Origin of the sequence: Pseudoalteromonas sp. SR43-7 (genome assembly GCF_014163785.1) — a bacterium.
GTDB classification, from domain to species: Bacteria; Pseudomonadota; Gammaproteobacteria; order Enterobacterales; family Alteromonadaceae; genus Pseudoalteromonas; species Pseudoalteromonas distincta.
This window is the reverse complement of sequence record NZ_JACJDY010000011.1, coordinates 15,542-36,466: the sequence shown is the minus strand read 5'-3', so window position 1 is coordinate 36,466 and position 20,925 is coordinate 15,542. Positions and strand designations below refer to the sequence as shown.

Annotated in this window: 20 protein-coding genes; 8 read left to right on the top strand and 12 right to left on the bottom strand. The window is 38.2% G+C overall.

Translation table 11 applies throughout. From position 1 onward, the window contains the following. Positions 1-8 precede the first annotated feature (8 nt). Genes tssL through tagH form a run of 4 tightly spaced genes read right to left on the bottom strand, consistent with a single transcriptional unit; the run spans position 9 to position 4,445 of the window. Positions 9-1,289, bottom strand: coding sequence for a type VI secretion system protein TssL, long form (gene tssL / locus H5087_RS10030; protein ID WP_182671926.1), 1,281 nt, complete (start codon positions 1,287-1,289; stop codon positions 9-11). A 21-nt stretch (positions 1,290-1,310) separates the two neighbouring features. Further along, positions 1,311-2,639 (bottom strand): type VI secretion system baseplate subunit TssK, encoded by a 1,329-nt coding sequence (tssK, locus tag H5087_RS10025; RefSeq protein WP_182671925.1) that lies wholly within the window; start codon positions 2,637-2,639, stop codon positions 1,311-1,313. A gap of 15 nt (positions 2,640-2,654) precedes the next feature. Then, positions 2,655-3,119, bottom strand: coding sequence for a type VI secretion system lipoprotein TssJ (gene tssJ / locus H5087_RS10020; RefSeq protein WP_182671924.1), 465 nt, complete (start codon positions 3,117-3,119; stop codon positions 2,655-2,657). Between the two features lie 15 nt (positions 3,120-3,134). Beyond that, entirely contained in the window at positions 3,135-4,445 is a 1,311-nt protein-coding gene (gene tagH, locus H5087_RS10015) for a type VI secretion system-associated FHA domain protein TagH (RefSeq protein ID WP_182671923.1), read from the bottom strand. Between the two features lie 493 nt (positions 4,446-4,938). Between tagH and H5087_RS10010 the strand changes: the two genes are divergently transcribed. Both H5087_RS10010 and H5087_RS10005 read left to right on the top strand, forming a co-directional pair. Next, complete coding sequence (locus tag H5087_RS10010; RefSeq protein ID WP_024595402.1) at positions 4,939-6,912, top strand: serine/threonine-protein kinase; 1,974 nt, start codon at positions 4,939-4,941, stop codon at positions 6,910-6,912. Between the two features lie 170 nt (positions 6,913-7,082). Continuing rightward, positions 7,083-7,439 (top strand): PEGA domain-containing protein, encoded by a 357-nt coding sequence (locus tag H5087_RS10005; protein WP_024595403.1) that lies wholly within the window; start codon positions 7,083-7,085, stop codon positions 7,437-7,439. 64 nt (positions 7,440-7,503) lie between these two features. Here H5087_RS10005 and H5087_RS10000 read toward each other — a convergent pair whose 3' ends face one another. Next, on the bottom strand, positions 7,504-7,875 hold the full coding sequence (locus tag H5087_RS10000; RefSeq protein WP_182671922.1) for a DUF1294 domain-containing protein: 372 nt from the start codon (positions 7,873-7,875) through the stop codon (positions 7,504-7,506). Between the two features lie 51 nt (positions 7,876-7,926). On the opposite strand from H5087_RS10000, the gene H5087_RS09995 reads away from it, so the two are divergent. Beyond that, positions 7,927-8,457, top strand: coding sequence for a hypothetical protein (locus H5087_RS09995; RefSeq protein ID WP_182671921.1), 531 nt, complete (start codon positions 7,927-7,929; stop codon positions 8,455-8,457). A 60-nt stretch (positions 8,458-8,517) separates the two neighbouring features. Here the strand turns inward: H5087_RS09995 and H5087_RS09990 are convergent, their stop codons facing one another. Next, on the bottom strand, positions 8,518-9,060 hold the full coding sequence (locus H5087_RS09990; RefSeq protein WP_024595406.1) for a carboxymuconolactone decarboxylase family protein: 543 nt from the start codon (positions 9,058-9,060) through the stop codon (positions 8,518-8,520). A 112-nt stretch (positions 9,061-9,172) separates the two neighbouring features. Between H5087_RS09990 and H5087_RS09985 the strand changes: the two genes are divergently transcribed. Next, the gene (locus H5087_RS09985; RefSeq protein WP_170071197.1) at positions 9,173-9,760 is read left to right on the top strand and encodes a TetR/AcrR family transcriptional regulator; all 588 of its coding nucleotides are present in this window, start codon (positions 9,173-9,175) and stop codon (positions 9,758-9,760) included. Positions 9,761-9,863: 103 nt separating this feature from the next. On the opposite strand, the gene H5087_RS09980 is transcribed toward H5087_RS09985, so the two are convergent. The 5 genes from H5087_RS09980 to H5087_RS09960 form a co-directional block, all read right to left on the bottom strand. Next, a complete protein-coding gene (locus H5087_RS09980; protein ID WP_033020875.1) occupies positions 9,864-11,984 on the bottom strand; it encodes a methyl-accepting chemotaxis protein in 2,121 nt (706 codons plus the stop codon). A gap of 107 nt (positions 11,985-12,091) precedes the next feature. Further along, a complete protein-coding gene (gene arsJ, locus H5087_RS09975) occupies positions 12,092-13,309 on the bottom strand; it encodes an organoarsenical effux MFS transporter ArsJ (protein ID WP_182671920.1) in 1,218 nt (405 codons plus the stop codon). 25 nt (positions 13,310-13,334) lie between these two features. Beyond that, on the bottom strand, positions 13,335-14,345 hold the full coding sequence (locus H5087_RS09970) for an ArsJ-associated glyceraldehyde-3-phosphate dehydrogenase (RefSeq protein WP_182671919.1): 1,011 nt from the start codon (positions 14,343-14,345) through the stop codon (positions 13,335-13,337). 20 nt (positions 14,346-14,365) lie between these two features. Further along, positions 14,366-14,722 (bottom strand): metalloregulator ArsR/SmtB family transcription factor, encoded by a 357-nt coding sequence (locus H5087_RS09965; protein ID WP_096794284.1) that lies wholly within the window; start codon positions 14,720-14,722, stop codon positions 14,366-14,368. A gap of 175 nt (positions 14,723-14,897) precedes the next feature. Further along, positions 14,898-15,326, bottom strand: a complete 429-nt coding sequence (locus H5087_RS09960) for an organic hydroperoxide resistance protein (protein WP_149593264.1) — start codon at positions 15,324-15,326, stop codon at positions 14,898-14,900. Between the two features lie 123 nt (positions 15,327-15,449). On the opposite strand from H5087_RS09960, the gene H5087_RS09955 reads away from it, so the two are divergent. From H5087_RS09955 to astB, 3 genes are all read left to right on the top strand, one after another. Next, positions 15,450-15,884, top strand: a complete 435-nt coding sequence (locus H5087_RS09955) for a MarR family winged helix-turn-helix transcriptional regulator (RefSeq protein ID WP_182671918.1) — start codon at positions 15,450-15,452, stop codon at positions 15,882-15,884. 45 nt (positions 15,885-15,929) lie between these two features. Continuing rightward, positions 15,930-17,036, top strand: coding sequence for an L-dopachrome tautomerase-related protein (locus H5087_RS09950; protein WP_182671917.1), 1,107 nt, complete (start codon positions 15,930-15,932; stop codon positions 17,034-17,036). A 637-nt stretch (positions 17,037-17,673) separates the two neighbouring features. Next, positions 17,674-19,020, top strand: a complete 1,347-nt coding sequence (astB, locus tag H5087_RS09945; protein ID WP_039486553.1) for an N-succinylarginine dihydrolase — start codon at positions 17,674-17,676, stop codon at positions 19,018-19,020. Positions 19,021-19,101: 81 nt separating this feature from the next. Here astB and H5087_RS09940 read toward each other — a convergent pair whose 3' ends face one another. Further along, entirely contained in the window at positions 19,102-19,956 is an 855-nt protein-coding gene (locus H5087_RS09940) for a mechanosensitive ion channel family protein (protein WP_182671916.1), read from the bottom strand. A 275-nt stretch (positions 19,957-20,231) separates the two neighbouring features. On the opposite strand from H5087_RS09940, the gene H5087_RS09935 reads away from it, so the two are divergent. Beyond that, positions 20,232-20,912, top strand: coding sequence for an SDR family oxidoreductase (locus tag H5087_RS09935; RefSeq protein ID WP_024591546.1), 681 nt, complete (start codon positions 20,232-20,234; stop codon positions 20,910-20,912). Positions 20,913-20,925: the final 13 nt, after the last annotated feature.

The window sequence follows — 20,925 nt, the reverse complement described above, 5'->3', positions numbered from 1 at the left end:
TCAGCCTCTTAAAATAATAAATCGATTTCAATTCGTCGGTTTAGTGACCGAGAAGCTGAATCTGAATTACTGGCAATAGGCTCTGCTGCGCCCTTACCTTCGGGCCATAAACGCCCACTGAGGTTTGTACTTTTAGCCATAGAGTTTGCAACTTGCGTTGCGCGCGCTAAAGAAAGGTGCCAATTAGAAGGGTACTTATCAGTTCTAATTGGTGTGTCATCTGTATGGCCGGTTATTAAAATACGTCCTTTGGTTCCTTCAAGGCTTAACGCTAGTTTTTCTAAAATAGGCTGAAATGAAGGTAACAATTTAGAGTCACCTTGATTAAAAAGGCTCTCACTATTAATTGAGATTCTGATCCTATCGATATTTTTCTTTATCGTCACAATCCCCATTTGAATCTCAGTTTGTAATAGCTGCTCTAGTACAAGTAACTGCTGATCTTTTTTATCTACTGCTTGGTCTTCAGCTACAGGATGAATGATTGCAAGCTTGTCACTAACAGCCATAACATCATCATTTAGCTTCATATTTATAAATAAATAAACGGTAAGTAAAAGTAAGCCTAAAACAGAAAAAATAACCCACAATGGCACCTGATTTCTTAATTCTACGCCAGCGGCTACTCTTTGTTTCCAGTTAGGAGAAAGCTTATTATTGATTGGCCCATCTAATTGATTTAATAAGTGATACATTTGTGAGCGGTATTCTTCTACTTTATTATCACCCACAGTATCTAGCCTGTACTTACCTTTAAAACCTAAATTTAAACAGTGGTATTGCAGCTCTAGAAAGGCTTTGTGTTGCTCAGGCTGGGTCAATGCATTATCAAGTAAAGTATAAAAGTACTCACCGCCAAAAGTTTCTTTATGAAATGTCGAAAGCAAGCTTTCGTCAGCCCATTCCATAGAGCTCCATTTAGAGTTTAAAACTGATTCATCTAAAATTGCACATAAACAATAACGAGAGTTTTTGATTACATCTTTTGATAAATTTTGATTACGTAGTTCGACTTCAAAACGTTTGATAGCCTCTACACATCGATGCTTTAATGCAGCTAAGTTAGTCATCTCAACTGATTTTCTAATTGAAATAACCAAAGAGAAACAGTCTGTTGCGGCTTCCATTAATGGGTTTCTAAATATAGAAACCTTTGCATTACTAGGAATACTACTTGCAACAGGCTCAACAGACATGACTGTTTTGTCTGGATCATTATCTACTTGAGGATTATTTGAGGCATCACGCCCTAATCGACCAGGACGTGGTTTTATAATGGTTTCGTCCATTGAAACTCTTCCTTTTAAAAGTTAAGTTCTTATTGCCCACAGGCTTAGTTGTAACTCGGGGTAATTTCCTGACAAGTGGATAGCAATACCACCACTTGAGTGAAGTTTAGCCCAATGCTCGCCATGTTTATTTAATTCAAAATAATGAAAACCTGCATGGTAAGGAATTTGACGCGGTGCCGTTGGTAAGTTACTGATTGTAATACCTGGGATTTGATTATTTACCAAATCTCGGATTGTCTCAACACTACCAATTTTAATTTGAGAAGGTAATATCTTACGAAGCTCCTCGTGAGGAACACTGGCTTTAATAGCCAATACAAATTGACCTGAGCTAAGTACTGATTTGTCTTTGAGCGCACCAAAAGAAATACCAAACTTGCTTTGCTCTAACTTTATTTCTGTAGCAGTTTGCTCAATTACATGACTTAAAGATTGGTATAAAAAGTTTACTACTTCACTAAATACTGGGCCTAAGTTTTTATGATCATACTTAGGTAATTTAGGCACTCTTTTGTTTACTGTACTAAAAGTAGATAACTCACCAGCAAGCTCTATTAGACGTGTATAAAGAACGCTTGGATGAAGATTATTAACTGATAATAAGTTTTCAAAAACAGCGTCATACTTGTTTAATGTTTGCAGCATAATAAAATCAGCTACAGAAGTACTTCCCGCATAACCTTGGCACAATCTAACAGCAATACTCTCTGAGCGCTGCTTGATCATTGAGCCAATCTCTCTCACTAAACCAAGTAATGGCTTACACTGACCGACTTTTAACGATGCTGGTATATACTTTGGATCGAGCTTAATTTGACCTTCACTGCTAACTTCAACAATGCGTGCAAGTGGCAATAATATATAGCCTGCATGGTCGTCTGATGACAATACTAGCTTACTAAATACCTTAGCTACTTGAATAATTTCTTGAGCTTGTGCACCTAAAGAGTCATCACTTACAGATAAGTCGCTTAGTTTATAACGCGTAACAATATCCTCATCTAAAGATGAAATATTAATACCACTGGCTTTTAGTGCAGGAACCGCTAAATAAATTATTTCATCATAAACATCTTTGCCTACCACTAAAGGCTCAGGCAAATAGGTAGATTGAGGCATATCGATAGGTAGCAAATCAGGGGTAATGGCTGACAATGACTCAATAGCAAATTGGCCTGAGCTTAATAGCTGAGTATCGATACTTATATCAAGTATGCCCCAAGGATCTGCTAAATTCCCATTACAAATTTGCTTAATTAAATGCGAAAAATGCTTATCTGACTGCTGAAAGTGTTGCGGCCTTAAGAACATTCCTTCGGTCCAGGCAACACGAGTGTTATCACTCATTGTACAAATCCTTTTTTACTGCTCTCTCATGTATGTAGCAATTGCTTCAACATTTACATCTATATCGTCATAGCCAGTTGGGTCAACTTCGATTACAGCTCTCCATCGTGCTTGATCGATATTTCTGTACGCGACAACAACACCAACATATCGTGTATTGCGGTTTAAGCTCATTTTATATTCTTGAACAGAGTTTGGCTGTAATTCTAATTCATCTTTTTTTAATAAGTCCGGGCCTAATAGTTTTTCAGGTGTTTCATACAGGCTAAAGAAATCCTGAGTATCAAAAATTGTTCTCGAGCTAAGCTCAAAAATTTTCATTACTACCGGTGAAGGTCTATCTGACGTGTCTGGATTTACATTTTTAGACACATTAATTTTTAGATCCGTAGAAGGAGGCACAAACTTATTAACAGTTGAACAACCCATGGCTAAAAACAGTAAACTGAAACTCATTAAAAAGAGCTTAAATTTGTTCATTATCTACTTTCCTTTCTAGAACGATTCTTTAATTCTATCGTTGTATGCTTTTAAGAAATCATCTGACAACGCCATAGCTCCCTTACTATTTACATCATGAGATAACTCATCATATAAATTTTTGTATAGCTTCCAGCACTTAGCCTCTGTTTGACCAGGGATGATTTTTAATACGTTAGAATTATCATTTATTTGTTGATTTATATGTTGGGGAGAAACTTGCTCTAACATCCCTTTTAATACGCCGTCAGCTCCTGCTAATAAAGCATGTTCATGTCTTCGTGTATCAACAAAGCTTTCTTTGATTGATTCTTGAGACGACAGGAAGCTTGCACTATTTCTGATGAATAAATTCTGAATAACGTCATCAATATCTGCCGAAAACTTAATTGGGTTATTTTGTTGAGTTTGAAACATCGTTTGGTTTAAACGCAATTGGTTTTTTACAAGCGCTCTTTGGCGAAGAGACTCCATCAACTCGGTCAGTAATAGATTTAACCCTTGGCCCATTTCAAACCAAAGTTCTTGTGAGTTTAATGAATTTTGCAACTCAGCTTTGACCCCCAGCCCGTTCAAAAAAGCATCAGTTAAAGCGGTATCTTCGCTAGGCGATGTTGGATTTTTTTGCACTACTGGTTTAGGAGCAGGCTTTACTGCTTGAGGTTTAGTTACAGGCGTATCTAGTACTGGTGTATTAACTGAAGTTTGCTGCTCTACAGCTGGTTTTTGTTGTGGTTTACTTACAACGGGTGCTTGTTGAGTTACAGCTTCTGGGTTCATTAAGTGAGCAAGCTCATCCCAGTTTTCCGGTATTTGGTTAGCTGAATTAAGGTCACTGGCCTGAGTCATAGAAACTGCAGGCATAGACTCATCCATTATTGATTCATTAAAATACTGTTCTGGCTCAGAAAAATGCTCCGTAGGATGCTGATAAGATCTTTCTGGCTCTTTGCTAATACTAGCTGCAGCGCTTAAATTACCATAATCGGTGTCAGGTGTTTTTTCATTAGTAGCTAATTTTACCTCTATCTGAAAATCACCCACAGTGATCGTATCACTATTTGACAAGCGTTGTTTATTGCCTTGACCTAATGGAGCTACACCAAAATTTACAAAAGTACCATTTGTAGATGTATCGTAAACATAAAAAGAGTCGCCCTCTTTAACTATGCGTCCGTGCTTACTAGAAATGATTTTTTCAGGATCAGGAAAATGCCAATCACATGCTTCTGAACGGCCAAATATTAGAGAGTCTTTTACTGTTTTAGTTGCTTCAATTTCTGGAGAGAGTCTATGATAACTAGTGATGTTTAGTATCAGTTCCATTTGATAAGTTAGTCCCATAAATCTACATTCTCATTAGGATAAAGTAGAAGAGAAACTATTGTCAACATTGAAATTAATATATAAAAATATACTCAACCATACAAAAGCTCAAATTTAAATAAATTAAATTAAACAAAACCTATATAAAAAAGCCCTTTCAAAGCTTACAAAAGATATTTTGTATGTTCCCATTTAAAAAATTGCTATTTAATAATTAGCATTACATTTTATTCATTTTAAGCCCCTAGAAGTGTTACAAAACAATGCCTGTAGGCTTACGCTGTTTATAAAAATAAACTGTAAATAAACGATATTTCAATAATTAATATAAAAGCCCTTAATTTTTTAAAGTTTTGTACGAAAGTTCTGCTTTAGAAACATTGCTAAGTTGGCTAATTTTTGTAAAAATACAGCGCTTATCAAAGGGAGAATTGATAAAAATAAAAAACTCACCTTTGCGATTATTTTAATATACACAATAAAAGGATTTATAATGAGCGGTGTCAACAGTTCTAATGATAAAACGCAGATAGCTTCGCTTGACTCAAATCTTCGCACGTCAAAAGCAATAAATAAATTAAACCTTATTGGTAAAAAAGTTTCGGATCGCTACTTAGTTGAAGAACTTATTGGCCAAGGTGGTATGTGTTACATTTACCGAGCCAGAGATTTATTTTTAGAAAGTGCGAGTCGTCCTGAAGTTTTCGTAGCGATTAAAGTATTATTAGAAGAGTTTTCTCATTCTGAAGAAGCTATTTCACTTCTTAAGGATGAAACAACTAAAACACAACAGCTCTCCCATCCAAATATTGTAAAAGTATATTCTGCAGGTTCTGATAACGGTTTACATTACGTAACCATGGAATTAGTAGAAGGCGAAACGCTAGAGCAAATAATTAAACGCAACAAACCCTCTGGAATGGTTTTCAAAAAAGCGAGTGTGATTCTTAATCAACTTGCCGATGCTTTAATTTATGCCCATTCTCGTGGCGTCATTCATAACGATTTAAAGCCATCGAATATAATCTTTGATTCAAATGGTAGTCTCAAGGTACTTGACTTTGGTATTGCTAAACACAAAACCATTGAAGATGCCTATGCAGTTAATAGTGAATCAAGCCTAGGCACTGTAGGAGGTTATACGCCAACCTATGCAAGTCCTGAACAATTAAAAGGTGCTGCAGCATCCGTTAAAGATGACGTTTTTTCTTATGCGTGTATTGCCCTAGAGTTATTAAGTAGCAAACATCCATATAATCGTGTTGCAGCAGACACACTCCCTAAAGATACATCGGCAAAACGTCCTAGTAACTGCCCTTTATGGTTATGGGGCACACTTAATAAAGCAATTTCTTTAGATGCAGCAAAAAGAACTGATTCGTTAAAGCCTGTTTTAGATAAGCTTCAAAGTAACTTTAAACCGGCAATAGCACTTGCAGCCAGTACTGTTGTGTTAGCCCTTTTGGCTGGTCAGTACTATCTATCAAATACAAATAATATAAAGCAGCTTGAAGCAAAATTAGATAATGCAAAAGCAATAAACCAACAAGTAGAAACATGGATGTCTTGGGATGGGCCGGAGATTCTAAACAAGCTTGCAGAAATCCCACCTCAATACGAGGTATTAAAACAGGGGTTATTAAGATCTAATCAAGCTAATATTCTACAAAGCTTTGATTACAGAGCGAATCAAATCAATACAAGCGCTAACAAGTTTAAAGACTTTGATGAAACAATTAATGTTTATAGTAAAGCCTTGGAGTATTACCCAGATTCAGAAAAGCTATCGGTACAACTCGAAAGCATTTTAAGAGAGCGTCAATCAATAATTTCAGATATTACTTCTCGTATTGATTTGTTACTTGAGCAATCTCGCTATAGTGAACTGGACAATAATAGTATTCCACAATTAATCAATGATTTAAGTGTAGTCGATAGCACCTACGTTTATCGCCCGTCTGAAGTGCATTTTGATAACTATAAACTTGCCTTAGATAAAGCGATTGAAGAAGATGATGTTATCACGCAAAAATCTTTACTTAATGTTGGTAAAGCTATTTTCACCAATAATCAAAAAAATGAACTTGGCTTTGCAGACCTTCTAAAAAGAGAGTCGGCGATAGATGCTTTAACGCTTTACCAAAAGAAAGTAAACCTAGGTGAACCAGCTGATTTTCCTACTGAAGATGCCGTCGTATTTTACGGTCCTAGATTTGATAGATACACACAAAAACTAGAGACGATTGAAGAGTACAGAGATTTATTAGATTTTGAAGAATTAATCAATACCGAGTCTGCAACATTACCTAAAGACTTTTCATTACTCGTTTCTTTAAAACAAGAATTATCTAGACGTTATATCACTATGGCAAATACGTTAATGAAAAGAAAGATGTACCGTACAGCAGAGCAACTAGTTGAAAGAAGCGAAGCTATTACTCAGTCTCTTGATAATGTAATGCTTTAAAAAACTATTTATTGTGAGAGCATCACCAAATAACTAAAAATATATTAAACTAACAAACGTTTTGTTTTAACAAACGAAGGTCAAGGACGACGGGTTGAGCGATCATTTTGCATAAACTCCTCCAAGATTTTTCGTAATTATCACTATTTAAATGAGTTTATGGAGTACCTATGAAAAAGATAAGCGCACTAGCGGCATTACTAATACTAAGTGGTTGTTCAACTACATCGTCTGTAGATGAAACGCAGCAACTTGCAAAAGAAGAAGCAGTTCAAGTACAAGAAGAAATTGTCGAAGCTGTAGCACCTATTTCATTAACTGTAATCACTAACCCTAGTGATGCACGCGTACGCATTATGAACATTGCGCCTGTGTACCAAGATGCCATTGAACTTAAAGAAGGTAAGTACGACGTTGAAGTAAGCAAGCCAGGTTACTTAACTTACCGCAAGTGGGTTGTAGTCGATAAAAAGACAATTTTAACAGTAAATTTAGATGAAGTAGCAGCAACTGAAGCGGCTAACTAGTCCAGTATCTAAACTTTAATCATGCCTTTAAACATTTCACATGTATTAAAGGCATAATTTTAAACTACACCAAATAATATAATAAACTCCCCAAAGCCCCTACATTTATTAAAATACATAACCACAACACCACTATAAAACGTCGCTTTTGCGATTTATGGCGAAGTAATTGTTGAGCAAGTAATGCCCCCGGCCATCCTCCAAATAATGCAAGTAGTTGCAGTGTGCGCTCTGGCGTGCGGTTTACTTTTTTATATGAAGAGCGCTTAGCTTGTCGCTTATCCCACGCGTACATTAAAAAAGTGATAGCACTTAATACACTTATATAACCAGGTACATATATTTGTATATAAACAGGTAAGTATTGCAGTAGATAAGCCAGCCAAATGGCGGCTAAATAAAGTAATGAGAATGTGATTAATATTTTCTTTATCAATTAATTATCGCCTATACTTGGCATTGGTATTACAAAAACAAGAGCCAAATTATGACATATTTTAAAGCGATATTCTTAGTCTTATGCTTATCAACATTTAATAGCTATGCATCCGATACACCCACCAACCTTGATAAAGAACTTGCCGTATTTAAGCCCTACTTAGGAACTTGGCAGGCTGACTTTAAAGTACCTGAAGGTGCTAAAAAAATACAAGATGTTGGCCGTTGGGAGCGTGCTTTAAACGGTAAAGCGATACATACCAAGCACTCTATTAATGAAGGTGAGTATGGCGGCGAGTCGATGATTTTTTACGACAGTAAAAAAGAGTCTTTGGTATTTTACTATTTCACAACCGCAGGATTTTATACAAAAGGCACTATGAAAGTGCTCAGCCCCACTCAATTTGTAGCTTATGAAGATGTAACTGGTAGCCAAGATGGTATTACAAAGGTTAAATCGATGAGTGAACTAAAAGACGATAAATTTATTGTATCGACCTCTTATTTAAAAAAAGGCGAGTGGACAAAGCCCGAACAACGTATTTATACACGCAGTACAAAAACGGTTAAATTTAAATAGCTGTGATTTAAAAGCACAAAAGGCAGCCTAGGCTGCCTTTTGTCATTTATAAAACCGTATTTATTTTACGTATTTTTTAAATGCAGCGTCTACTGGTGTATCAGCAAGGTGATTAGTGTAGTTGCTCATTACTTTTTGAGACAAGCCTACAATAATTTCAAGTAGCTGTTGCTTAGCGTAACCTGCGGCAAAGAATTTTTCGATTTGCTCATCGCTGATCACGCCACGTTCACGTGTCATTGCAAGTGTAGTTTCACGAAGAGTTTCTAGCTTAGGGTTTTCAAGTGGTGTTTTGTTAACAAGTGCGTCAACAATACCTTGATCAACCTTCATTGCCGCTGCAATACCACTGTGAGCAGGAACACAGTAATGGCAGTCGTGCTCTACGTTAATTGATTGCCATACTACTGTTAGCTCTTCTGCGTTGAATGATGTTTTTTGAAACAACTCATGCAGTACTTGGTAACCTTTAAGTAATGTTGGTGCTTCAGCCATTACTGCATGTAAGTTAGGAAGCATACCAAATGCTGCTACTGAATCAGCTAGTAACGGTTTTGCTTCTTCTGGTGCGTTTTCTTGAGTGTATAAAGTAAATTCGGCCATGGTTAGCTCCTAATAATTAATAGTTTTAAGTAACTTCGAGACACATAGTATTTGATTTTGAGCGACTGTTCAAGTTAAAATTGAGCAAATGTTCAAATTGATTGAGAATGATATGGCTAATAAGGTTAAATTTGAACGCGAGAATGTAGTTCGCGTTGCTAGCCAGCTATTTTGGCAAAAAGGTTTTCATGCAACCTCAACACGTGATTTGCAAGAAGCCGTTAATATGCGCCCGGGCAGTATTTACTCTGCGTTTGGCTCTAAAGAAGGTCTATACTGCGAATCGCTGAAAGATTACACCGTACAAATGAAAACCCAAATAGAGGGGTTTCTATCAAGTGCAGATACAGTACTTGGTGGGTTACGTGCATTTGTTGAAAACGTGGTCATTAAAACAAAAGATTGCAGCCCAAGCGCTATTTGTATGCTGGTTAAAGCAAACAGCGAGTTTGCAGAAAAAGACTCAAATCTATATGAGCTAAGCTTAGATTTAACAGCTCAATTTGAAGCTTATTTAACGCAGTTGTTTACACAAGCAATAAACAAAGGTGAGTTAAGTAATACGTTGACCGCTGTTGAATATGCGCGCTTTTTTCAGGTGCAATTTACAGGTTTACGCGGTTATTTTAATCGTCCTAATGTAGAGCAATTTGCTGAGCCAATGATCAACCAAATGTTTATGTTGATTAAAAAGTTATAAATAGCAGTTATCGCGCATTCTCAATAAGTTATACTTATTTTACTAAATAAAAATGGCCAGTATTTACTGGCCATTTTTTTGTGCTTAAAACTTAATTTATAAGTTACGTTTTAAGCTTATTTAGCTCATTATCTTGCTGGGCAACAAGTGCATTAAGCGCTTCGCTGCTATCCCCTGCTTGTGTAGATAAGTCAGCAAGTTGCGATGCGGCATCAGATATAAGCGTTAAATTACGGTTTATTTCTTCAGTCACTAAGCTTTGCTCTTCGGCAGCGGTGGCAATATGTGTAATTTGATTGGTTATTTCATCAACTTTAACGACAACACTGTGCAGAGCATCAAAAGCTACAGATGTTTCATCAACGGCATTTTGTGCACGTACTACGCCTTTTTCAATAACGGTAGATGCGTTACCCACTTCAGATAATAAACTATCAATTAACTGGCTTATGTCATCTGTTGATGAACGCGTTTTAGAAGCGAGTGCACGTACTTCATCGGCAACAACGGCAAAGCCGCGCCCATGTTCACCAGCGCGCGCAGCTTCAATAGCAGCGTTAAGTGCAAGTAAATTTGTTTGTTCTGAAATAGTACGAATTACATCTAATATTTGCGTAATGTCTTTACTACGCGAAGCAACTTTTTCAACGGCTTGGTTAGCTTCTTTAATTTCTTCAGACATCGTTTTAACTTGCGTCATCGCAGATGATAAGCTCGACTCACTACTTACTACTAAACTATTTATTTCATCCGCTTGCTGCGCTGACTGCTCTGATGCTCTGGCGACTTCAAGCGCTGTGGCGCTCATTTCGTTCATAGCCGTTACCACACTTTCAATTTCTTGAAACTGAGATTGCACGTTATGCTTAGTATCAATAGCAATATGCTGCGCTATCTCACCTTGTTGCTTAGTTTGATCAGACACCGTTTTAAGCTCAGAAATTAAATCACGTAGCTTTGCTAAAAATCTATTAAACCCACCAGCTAATGCAATAAGCTCTGCGTGACTATCAACATGCAATGTATGTGTTAAATCACCTTCAGAACTTGCGAGGTTATCAACCCGTTGTTGAATTTGTTGTAGCGGCGCTATTACACCTGCTATTACTAATTTCATAATAACAAAAGCAACCACAGCAATTACTAAGCCAGTTATTAAAATAATAAATCTGAGTGATGTTGCTGTCTCTTGCATGTTTTTTTCTAGCGCTTCAGGCCCTGCAAGTGCTAGATCTGTAGGTACTTCTATGATTAATGACCACTGAGTGTTAGCTAGTTTTATATTAATTGGGTAGTTAACTAAATACTCGCTAGGCGTTTTAAAGAGGCCATGTTGACCTTTAAATTTAACCAGCTCACTGTAAGTGTTGCTACTAACCGCTTCTTTAAATGGGCGGCCTAATTTAGATTTATAGTGACTGCTGCCTACAATTAAACCTATATCACTTAAAAGTGTTACTTTTGCTTGGCCGTTGTAAAGCTCGCTCGACAGCTTTTCGGTTAAGCCCTGAAAAGTTGGGAGCGTTAAATCAACGCCGGCTAAACCAATAAACTGACCTGACTTTAAAATAGGCACAGTTAACGACGTTAGCATTACTGAGTCGCCCGATGGGATTTCGTATAAATACGGTTCCATAATACAAGGCTTAAGCGTGTCTTTTGCACACAAATACCAATGCGCTTCACGAATACCAAATTCATTTAAAGAGGTAATATATTTATCGGCAGCGTTGGCTACTTTTTGCTGTTCAATTACGCCGTTTTGGTCGCGAGTTATATACACCTCTAAGGTGCCATTACCATTAACCGAATGTTTGTAACCTTGTTTAAAGCTCGAATCTTGCCCATCAAAAGCATTAGGCTCAAATTGCGAATATATAGAAGAAAGCAAAGTATTTTGCTCTAACATCGAGCGGTTAATACTTACTACCGTATCGCGGCTCAGGGTTTCGCTTTTGGCTGCGTCACCTAATAAAGCAGCCAATGAATAAGGAATGCGGTAAGCTTCATTAATAAAGCCGGCAATTTTTTCTCCGTATCCAGCTGCATGAGCATTAAGCTTTTCTTCTACTTCTACAGTAATGTACTCTTCAGATTTAGTCGCTAACTGCTTATTACTTGATGATAACTGCCACCACAAAATGCCTGATAACACTAGTACAGTTATAAATATACTACCGACACTAAGCCAGAGTAACTTTTTTGCTAACGATATTTCTCGCATTCATTACACCCTTTAAATTAAAACTACTGATACAGTTTAGTAGATCTAACCAACGAAGCTATGAATATCGTTAAACAAATTGAATTTAATACAATACGTTTGGTTTTTTAAAGTTTAGCTAACCGTGCTGTTGTAATTGCGGCTAAAACTAATAAACACACACTTACCCATAAACACGCACTAAGCCCATATACTTGAAAAACCCAACCAGAAAGCACCGTACCAAGCAAACGCCCTATCGCATTGGCCATATAATAAAAGCCAACGTCGAGTGACACCCCATCATTTTTAGCAAAACTTACTATTAAGTAACTATGCAGCGATGAATTTACAGCAAATACTCCACCAAAAATAAGTAAGCCTATTACAAGCGTAAAATGTACCGCTATCTCCAATTGCATCAAAAACGCCAAAATGCCAGTTACACCACTTAATAAAGCAACCCACCAGTATGCTTTTTTGACTGAATGTGAAGTTGAATCGCCTTGCCCGGTTATCCGCGGTGCTTGCGATTGCACCAACCCATAAGCAATTACCCACAAAGCCATAAAACCGCTGACCCACCAATGATCCCAGTTAAACTGAGCGGCTAAGTAAACAGGTAGTGCAACTACAAACCATACATCGCGCGCTGCAAACAAGCATAAACGCGCTACGCTAAGTAAGTTAATTGCCCGCGATTTAGAAAATAATTCTTTAAACTTAGGTTTGTTTTTAGCTTTACCAATATCGCCTTTTAAAAAAATTAAACTAATAACCCACGCAATACTAAGTAAAATAATTAGACTTATTAATGCTCCCACAAAACCAAATACAGTTAGTAATAAGCCGCCTAAAAAAAAGCCCACCCCTTTTAAAGCATTTTTAGAGCCGGTAAGTATGGCAATCCATTTATATAATTGGCTTTGCCCTGCATCGTCTTGTGGTACTAAGTACTTAATGGCGCTCTTTGCGCTCATTTTATTTAAGTCTTTAGCTATGCCACTCAGTGCTTGCGCTGCCATAACATAGGCAACGGTTAACCAATCTCCTGGCACACAAAGCATGGCTAAAGCGACAAGTTGTAGCCCAAGCCCTACATTCATGGTTTTATTTAACCCTAAATGTGCGCCAAGCCAACCACCTACTAAATTGGTGATCACCCCAAAAATTTCATAAAACAAAAACAACATGGCTATCGCAAATGCGCCATAACCTAACTGATGAAAATACAGCACCACCAACATGCGTAGCGCGCCATCAGTTAAAGTAAATGCCCAATAGTTACCAGTAATTATTAAATATTGTTTTATAGAGCTCGGTAAATCAGCCAACAGCGCAAACATAGCGTTAAACCTTTTTTAAACGAGATTAAACCAAATCACTTTGTGCAACTTTAAGCATTAGCTCAGCAGTACGGTTTGCATAACCCCACTCGTTATCGTACCAAGCGTATAGTTTAAGTTGAGTGTTGTTAATTACCATGGTTGAAAGCGCATCAATAGTGCAGCTGCGCGGATCCGTTTTGTAATCTATAGATACAAGCGGTCTTTCTTCGTAGCCTAAAATACCTTGTAGCTCGTTATTTGCAGCGTCTTTAAACCACGTGTTTACTTCGTCTTGTGTAACACCTCGCTCGAGCTCAAAAACACAATCGGTAATTGATGCGTTAGTAAGGGGTACGCGCACGGCGTGGCCGTTTAATTTACCTTTTAGCTCAGGGAAAATATGCGTAATAGCTGTTGCACTACCGGTTGTAGTAGGTATTAAACTTGTACCGCACGAACGCGCACGGCGTAAATCTTTAAGGGGAGCATCAATAATCGTTTGGGTATTGGTAATGTCGTGAATAGTGGTCATTGAGCCATGTTTAATGCCCACTTTTTCTTGCAGTACTTTTACAATGGGCGCTAAACAATTAGTTGTGCAAGAAGCGGCAGTAACAATTTTATGCTCACTTGGGTTATATAGGTTATCGTTTACACCCATTACTACATTTAAAATACCGTCTTCTTTTACAGGTGCGGTTACCACAACACGCTTAACGCCTTGTGCTAAATATTGATTTAACAGCTCTGTGGTTTTCATTTTACCGCTGGCTTCTATTACTACATCGCAATCAGACCAATCAGTTTCGTTTATGGTTTTGTTGTTAGTAACTGCAATCTTGTGTTTACCCACACTAAAGCTATTATCATCACTAGAAACCTGTTGTGCTAAGCGCCCATGTACTGAGTCAAACTCAATTAAATGTGCGTGGGTTTTAGCATCACCCGCTACATCATTTACTTTAATAAACTCTATTTCTGGCCAATCAACTGCTGCACGCAGAGTTAAACGTCCCATACGGCCAAAACCGTTAATACCTACTTTAATAGTCATAATTAAATACCTTTAATAAGTTAGTTACAGCAGCTAGTAATACGTTCAGGGCGATTACCCATAACATTTAAGCGCGTTAAATCGTTTTCATAAAATGAAGGGTTGGCAGTAAGCGTTTGCGTTAATACATTTTTAGCCCACTCTGGTAGGGCTTTATTAATACTGTAATAAACCCATTGATTTTGTTTACGGTCGCTCAACAGTCCGCATTGTCTTAACTGTGCTAAATGGCGAGACACTTTAGGCTGGCTTAGCTCAAGTGCAGCAACCAGTTCGCATACACATAGCTCTTCTTGGTCGCTAATGAGCAGCATTGCTTTTAAACGCGTATCGTCCGCTAGGCATTTATAAAATTGAAGTGGGTTGAATTGTTCCATATTGTCCTCGCAGTTTTATTGCACATACAATAAAACAAAAACAGAATATATGGAATAGTGAATATATGATTTTTTGTATGTTTATTTAACGGCTTTTTTTATTAAACTCCACGCACAAAAAAGCCCAGTGGCAAAACCACTGGGCTATTACAGTATTAGTTAACTTAGCAATTAATTAAATAACTGAAAGCTCTACTTCAATATTGCCACGTGTTGCGTTTGAATATGGACATACTTGGTGCGCTTTATCTACAAGCTCCTGCGCTGCAGCTTTATCCATATCACCTAGTGATACAGCAAGTTTTACTGCAATACCAAAACCGCCTTCAATCGCGCCAATAGATACCTGTGAGTCAATATGCGTGTCGCTTGGTAAGTCTATTTTTTCACTACCTGCTACAAATTTTAGTGCGCCAATAAAACATGCTGCATAACCTGCGGCAAATAATTGCTCTGGGTTAGTGCCTTGTCCGTCGTCTCCGCCTAAACCTTTAGGTGTTGATAGCTTTACATCTAAACGACCATCATCAGATTTAGCTACGCCTTCACGGCCACCAGTTGCAGTTGCTTTTGCTGTGTAAGCTACGTTTTGTAATACATTCATAATGAACTCCAAAGTTTAGTAATTAATTTAGTTTGTGTGCAAAATAATAGAACAAGTAATTAGAGATTGCAAATACTTTGTATGCAAATTAAAATGCTATATATCGAAATAAAGGATAACGTTATGCCGTTTGAGCAATTAAAGTTAAAAAATCAGTTATGTCATCGGTTATATATGGCATCTAACAGCATTGCGCGTGCGTATCGCGAGCCTCTAAACGAGCTAAATTTAACTTACCCACAATACGTAGTAATGATGGCGCTGTGGGAGCAAGACGAAATAACAATTGCAGAGCTAATAGATAAAACCGCGATAGATGGCGGTGCAATGACTCAAATACTCAAAAAAATGAGCGAAAAATCATTACTGGCTGTTATTAAAGATGAGCACGACAAACGCAAACGCCTAGTGCAGCTAACCAAGCATGGCCAATCACTTAAGTTAAAAGCAGCCGATATTCCTAAAAATATTTTATGTAAATTTGATAGTGTAGATGCAACACAAGCGAAACAGTTGATGCAGCTGCTTGATTTAGTAGTAAACGACTTAGCCGATTAGGCTCTTAATTTTTAAACAATAAACGTGTTTTAAAAGGTTTTAAAAATGACTCATATTAAAAAACTACTATTAGCAGCGGCGTGTAGCACGGCACTTTTAGGTAGCAACACTGTAACTGCTAACACCGCTGGCCAAAATGCTGATTTAAAAACAGTAGCCACATTTGATGCGCAGCACCCTCCGGGCAACATTGCTATTACCCCATCGGGCAGAAAGTTTTTATCTGTGCATGGCTTTTTTGGCCAAAAGCAAAAAATTATGGAGCTTTTAAGCGATGGTACAACTAAGCCCTACCCTAATGAAGAATGGGCATACGCGTACAATAACGGTAAAGGTTTTTACGACGTACTTGGCATAAACGTATCAAGCGATGGCGTTTTATGGATGCTTGACACTTCAGGGCCCGATCACGCTGGGCGCTTAGTAGGTTGGGATACAAACAAAGAGCAACTACATAAAATTATTTATCTGGCTAAACCGACCATTACCGACACCTCGTTTTTAAACGATTTAGTCATCGATAATAAGCATGGCGTTGTATACATTGCCGACACAGCACAAGGCAGCCAAGCCGCTATTATTACGGTAAACCTTAAAACAGGTGTAACACGCAGAGTATTACAAAATAGCCATTACACCACAGCCGAAAATATCGATATGGTTATTGATGGGCGCACAATGAGCCTTGGCGGCCAACCTGCCCGCTTAGGTGTTAACCCTATTACGCTTGACCCTAACGAAGACTGGCTTTACTTTGGCTCAATGTCGGGCACGTCGGTTTACCGCATTGCCACCAGCGATATAAATAACGAGAGTCTTTCGGCTAAAGCGCTTGAAGACAAAGTTACGCGTTACGGCACTAAGCCAATTTCAGACGGTATTATTGTTGATGGCGGCGGTAACGTATATGTAACCGACATAACCAATGGCGCAATTGGCGTAGTTAAACCTACTGGCGACTACGAAGTATTATTTAAAGACGAACGTTTGAGCTGGCCTGATGGTTTTAGTTACGGAGCCGATCATAAAATATACTTTACCGTTGACGATTTACATAATTCGCCTGTACTTAATAATGGCAAAAATCAAAGCCACGGTAAGTTTAAAGTAATGTCGTTCGAGCCTTTAGTAAAAGGAAAAGTAGGCCGCTAATTTACTTTTTAAGTGACTACATTTTTTAAAAAGCCTTGCACATTTAAGTGACCCAATAGTTGCAGGGCTTTTTGTTAAAAACACACCACACTGGTGCATATTTTAAAAATACTTCACCTCTTTGGTGCTAATGCTTTAGTACGTATTTACACTTAAATACTAAACACCTGATTTCTATTCATAAAATATTCAAGTTAATGTTGGCATACTTCTTTCTATAAACTGATGTGTTCAGTGAAAATACCAAGGAAAAACCATGTTCAACTTATACCATACCCTTTACCTTTTATGGCGTTTAGACATTAGCGTTTGGCAAGTTAATGATCCAACAAATACCCGCACTACCGCTGATAAAGAACGCGCCTATGTTAAGTAGCATCGTATTGTGTAAAGGCTTGGCATAAAGCTTAAATGTATAAACCTACTTTAGGCTAAGCTTTTGCACACTATGAAATTTATGTGTACATTTTAATTAAACTTCAAATTAATCGGTCAATATTAAAACAACCCCCTTGTAATAAACTCCACATTTAAAAACATCGAAAAAATTAGTAAAAACACTGCGTTTATAACTTTGCAAGCAGCCCTATTGCGTTGTATTGTTGCATCCTATTGAAAATTTTTAGTTGGAACGTGTATGCACGCTTTGGAAGTTAATTTTGATGGCTTAGTTGGCCCTACTCACAACTACGCTGGTTTATCGTATGGTAATGTTGCCTCGTTAAATAACGCAGCAAGCTTTTCAAATCCTCAAGAGGCTGTGCTTCAAGGCCTTGAAAAGATGAAAGCCATGCACGACAAAGGCCTAACTCAAGGTGTATTTGCCCCTCATGCGCGCCCCGACTTAAACGTACTGCGCCGCTTAGGCTTTACCGGTAATGATGCACAAGTAATTCACAAAGCATTTAAAGCAGATCCTATTTTATTACGCGCGTGTTATTCAGCGTCTGCAATGTGGACAGCAAATGCCGCTACGGTATCGCCATCTCCAGATACAACCGACGGCAAAGTACATTTTACTTCAGCTAATTTAAATAATAAGTTTCATCGTTCATTAGAGCCTGCAACCACTACACGCTTATTAAAAGCGATGTTTAACAACGACAAATACTTTGCGCACCATACCCATTTGCCAGACCAAGGCTTTTTTGGCGACGAAGGTGCAGCAAACCATACTCGTTTTTGTGACAGCCACGGCGAGCAAGGCCTTGAAATGTTTGTATTTGGTGCCAGCGCGTTTAACAGCCAATTACCAAAACCAGCTAAATTTCCTGCAAGGCAAACACTCGAAGCCTCAGAAGCTATTTGTCGCTTACATAACTTAAAAGATTCAAGCCAAATTTTACTACAGCAAAATCCAGACGTAATAGACCAAGGCGTGTTTCATAACGATGTAATTGCTGTAGGTAACGCCAACGTATTACTGTGCCACCAGCAAGCATTTTTAAACCAAGCTTTGGCACTTCAAGATATTCGCGAAGCATATGTGGGCAATAAAGAATTTTACATTATTGAAGTACCTACCGATAAAGTAAGCATTACCGACGCTGTAAGTAGTTACTTATTTAATAGCCAACTTGTGAGCCTTGAAGATGGTTCAATGCTGTTAGTTGCACCACAAGAATGTAAACGCAACGTCGCGGTTAACGCCTACATTGAAGAAATGATTATGGCTGATAACCCAGTAAACCAAGTACAGTTTTTTGATTTACGCCAAAGTATGCAAAATGGCGGCGGCCCTGCTTGCTTGCGTTTACGTGTAGCCCTTAACGAGCAAGAACTTGCTGCAGTAAACCCAGAGGTTATTTTAACTGATACTAAATACACACAACTGTGTGACTGGGCAAAACGTAACTACCGCGACAAATTAGGCGCAAGTGACTTTGCAGACTCAGCCCTACTCACCGAAAGCTACCAAGCACTTGATGAGCTAACGCAGCTACTAAATTTAGGCTCAGTGTACGACTTTCAATTAGAAGGTTAATACCTCAGCCTACACAAAGGCTTATACGAAAATAGCGAGCCAAGGCTCGCTATTTTTATTTGTGTTTATGTTAATACATACTTAAGCATCTTTGTTAACAGTTATTGCCGACGCCATCGACTCAGATATATGCAGCGTACGCTGCGGAAACGGAATACTCAGCCCTGCGCCTTCAATAGCTTCTTTAACACGTTTATTTAAATCCCACACAGTTTGCCAATAATCACCATTAACAGCCCACGCACGTAATTGAATGTTCACTGCGCTTTCGCCTATTGATGTCACCATTACTTTAGGTGCAGGCTCTGCGAGTAACCGGCTCTCTGATGCCGCTAATTCTTTGAGTACATTTAAGCCAACGTCAATAGAGTCGGCATACGAAATACCCACCACTATGTCCATTCGTCTTTTGCCATTACGGGTAAAGTTTTTAATATTGCCACCCCACACTTTGCCGTTAGGCGATGCTATATAAAGACCGTCGGTGGTTTTAAAAATAGTGGTAAATAGGTTTATTTCACTCACAGTACCAAGCGTGCCACTGGCATCAACAAAATCACCTATTTTAAAAGGTCTGAGTATTAGCAGCATAATACCCGCAGCAATATTGCTCAGCGTATTTTTAAGGGCTAAACCAATCGCTAAACCAGCAGCACCCATTAGCGCAATTAAGCTTGCCGTATTAACGCCAAAAATATCTAAAATAAATAGCCCACCAATTATATAAACTAAATAACCAGCAATACTCGATAAAAGAGGAAGCAGCGTACTATCCACTTTTTTTAATGGCGATTTAGAGTTTTTAATCGCTTTTTTAACCGAGCGTGCAATTAGGGCACTCGCAATTAAAATCACCAACGCTAAAATCACTTTGTAACCTAAAGTGATGATTGTTTCTGAATGGCTTTGCCAAAACGCTAAAAGTTTATCTTTCATGTTTGTTCCGATAAATATTGCTGAAACTCAGCAAAATAATGGTTAAATCTAATACAACCGACTTCAAAAGAAGTGGCGCGAGTATATAGAATAAAAAATTTAAACCTATCTTTTTTTAATCACTTATTTCAATTTTAATAACGGCCTAAAAAACATGATGATTGAAGTACAAAACACAGCTATTTATCGCTAATTTATAGTGACTATTCAATGTAGGTTAATCGTTTATTGTTATGGTGATTTTAAGTTTTTAACGTTCATTAAAGAGGTTATATATGGCAAAAGAAAAAATAGTACTCATAACCGGCGCTTCTAGTGGCATTGGTGAAGCAACGGCAAAAACCTTAGTAAACAACGGTCATAAAGTTATATTAACCGCCCGTAGAGAAGAGCAACTTAACCAACTTGTTGCCGAACTAGGCTCAGATAACGCACTGAGCGTAGCCGCAGATGCAACCGACTTTACTGCGCTTGAAAACGTAGTTACCAAAGGCATTGAAAAGTTTGGCCGATTAGACGTAGCCTTTGCTAACGCAGGCATGGGTGTTTCAACCGCTGGCACCGAAAAAGGCGACCCCGATGAGTGGTCAACTATGATTGATATAAACATTAAAGCCCTACTGTGGACTGCAAAACTAACACTGCCGCATTTACGCCAAAACAAAGGTCACTTTATATTAACCAGCTCTGCCGCTGGCCGTAAGCCAATTGGTGGCTCTATTTACGGTGCAACTAAATGGTTTGCTTATGGCTTTGGACAAAACTTAGCAGAGGAAATGAGCGAATGGAACGGCCGATGCACAACCATAGCACCAGGCATGGTAAACACCCCGTTTTTTGATGAAGCTAAACCCGACAAACTCGACCCACAAGATGTAGCCGACGCCGTACTGTTTGCCATTGAAGCAAACCAGCGCAACAGCGTACGAGAAATTTATTTAATGCCAACTAATTAAATGTAGCTTGGTA

Coding starts and splice junctions, on each gene's coding strand:
- H5087_RS09960 (WP_149593264.1), bottom strand. CDS start 15,326: ATGAATGTATTACAAAACGTAGCTTACACAGCAAAAGCAACTGCAACT.
- H5087_RS09970 (WP_182671919.1), bottom strand. CDS start 14,345: ATGACTATTAAAGTAGGTATTAACGGTTTTGGCCGTATGGGACGTTTA.
- H5087_RS09980 (WP_033020875.1), bottom strand. CDS start 11,984: ATGCGAGAAATATCGTTAGCAAAAAAGTTACTCTGGCTTAGTGTCGGT.
- H5087_RS09940 (WP_182671916.1), bottom strand. CDS start 19,956: ATGAAAGATAAACTTTTAGCGTTTTGGCAAAGCCATTCAGAAACAATC.
- H5087_RS09965 (WP_096794284.1), bottom strand. CDS start 14,722: ATGGAACAATTCAACCCACTTCAATTTTATAAATGCCTAGCGGACGAT.
- H5087_RS09950 (WP_182671917.1), top strand. CDS start 15,930: ATGACTCATATTAAAAAACTACTATTAGCAGCGGCGTGTAGCACGGCA.
- H5087_RS10005 (WP_024595403.1), top strand. CDS start 7,083: ATGAAAAAGATAAGCGCACTAGCGGCATTACTAATACTAAGTGGTTGT.
- H5087_RS09955 (WP_182671918.1), top strand. CDS start 15,450: ATGCCGTTTGAGCAATTAAAGTTAAAAAATCAGTTATGTCATCGGTTA.
- astB (WP_039486553.1), top strand. CDS start 17,674: ATGCACGCTTTGGAAGTTAATTTTGATGGCTTAGTTGGCCCTACTCAC.
- H5087_RS09985 (WP_170071197.1), top strand. CDS start 9,173: ATGGCTAATAAGGTTAAATTTGAACGCGAGAATGTAGTTCGCGTTGCT.
- tssJ (WP_182671924.1), bottom strand. CDS start 3,119: ATGAACAAATTTAAGCTCTTTTTAATGAGTTTCAGTTTACTGTTTTTA.
- H5087_RS09995 (WP_182671921.1), top strand. CDS start 7,927: ATGACATATTTTAAAGCGATATTCTTAGTCTTATGCTTATCAACATTT.
- H5087_RS09935 (WP_024591546.1), top strand. CDS start 20,232: ATGGCAAAAGAAAAAATAGTACTCATAACCGGCGCTTCTAGTGGCATT.
- tagH (WP_182671923.1), bottom strand. CDS start 4,445: ATGGAACTGATACTAAACATCACTAGTTATCATAGACTCTCTCCAGAA.
- H5087_RS09990 (WP_024595406.1), bottom strand. CDS start 9,060: ATGGCCGAATTTACTTTATACACTCAAGAAAACGCACCAGAAGAAGCA.
- tssK (WP_182671925.1), bottom strand. CDS start 2,639: ATGAGTGATAACACTCGTGTTGCCTGGACCGAAGGAATGTTCTTAAGG.
- arsJ (WP_182671920.1), bottom strand. CDS start 13,309: ATGTTTGCGCTGTTGGCTGATTTACCGAGCTCTATAAAACAATATTTA.
- tssL (WP_182671926.1), bottom strand. CDS start 1,289: ATGGACGAAACCATTATAAAACCACGTCCTGGTCGATTAGGGCGTGAT.
- H5087_RS10010 (WP_024595402.1), top strand. CDS start 4,939: ATGAGCGGTGTCAACAGTTCTAATGATAAAACGCAGATAGCTTCGCTT.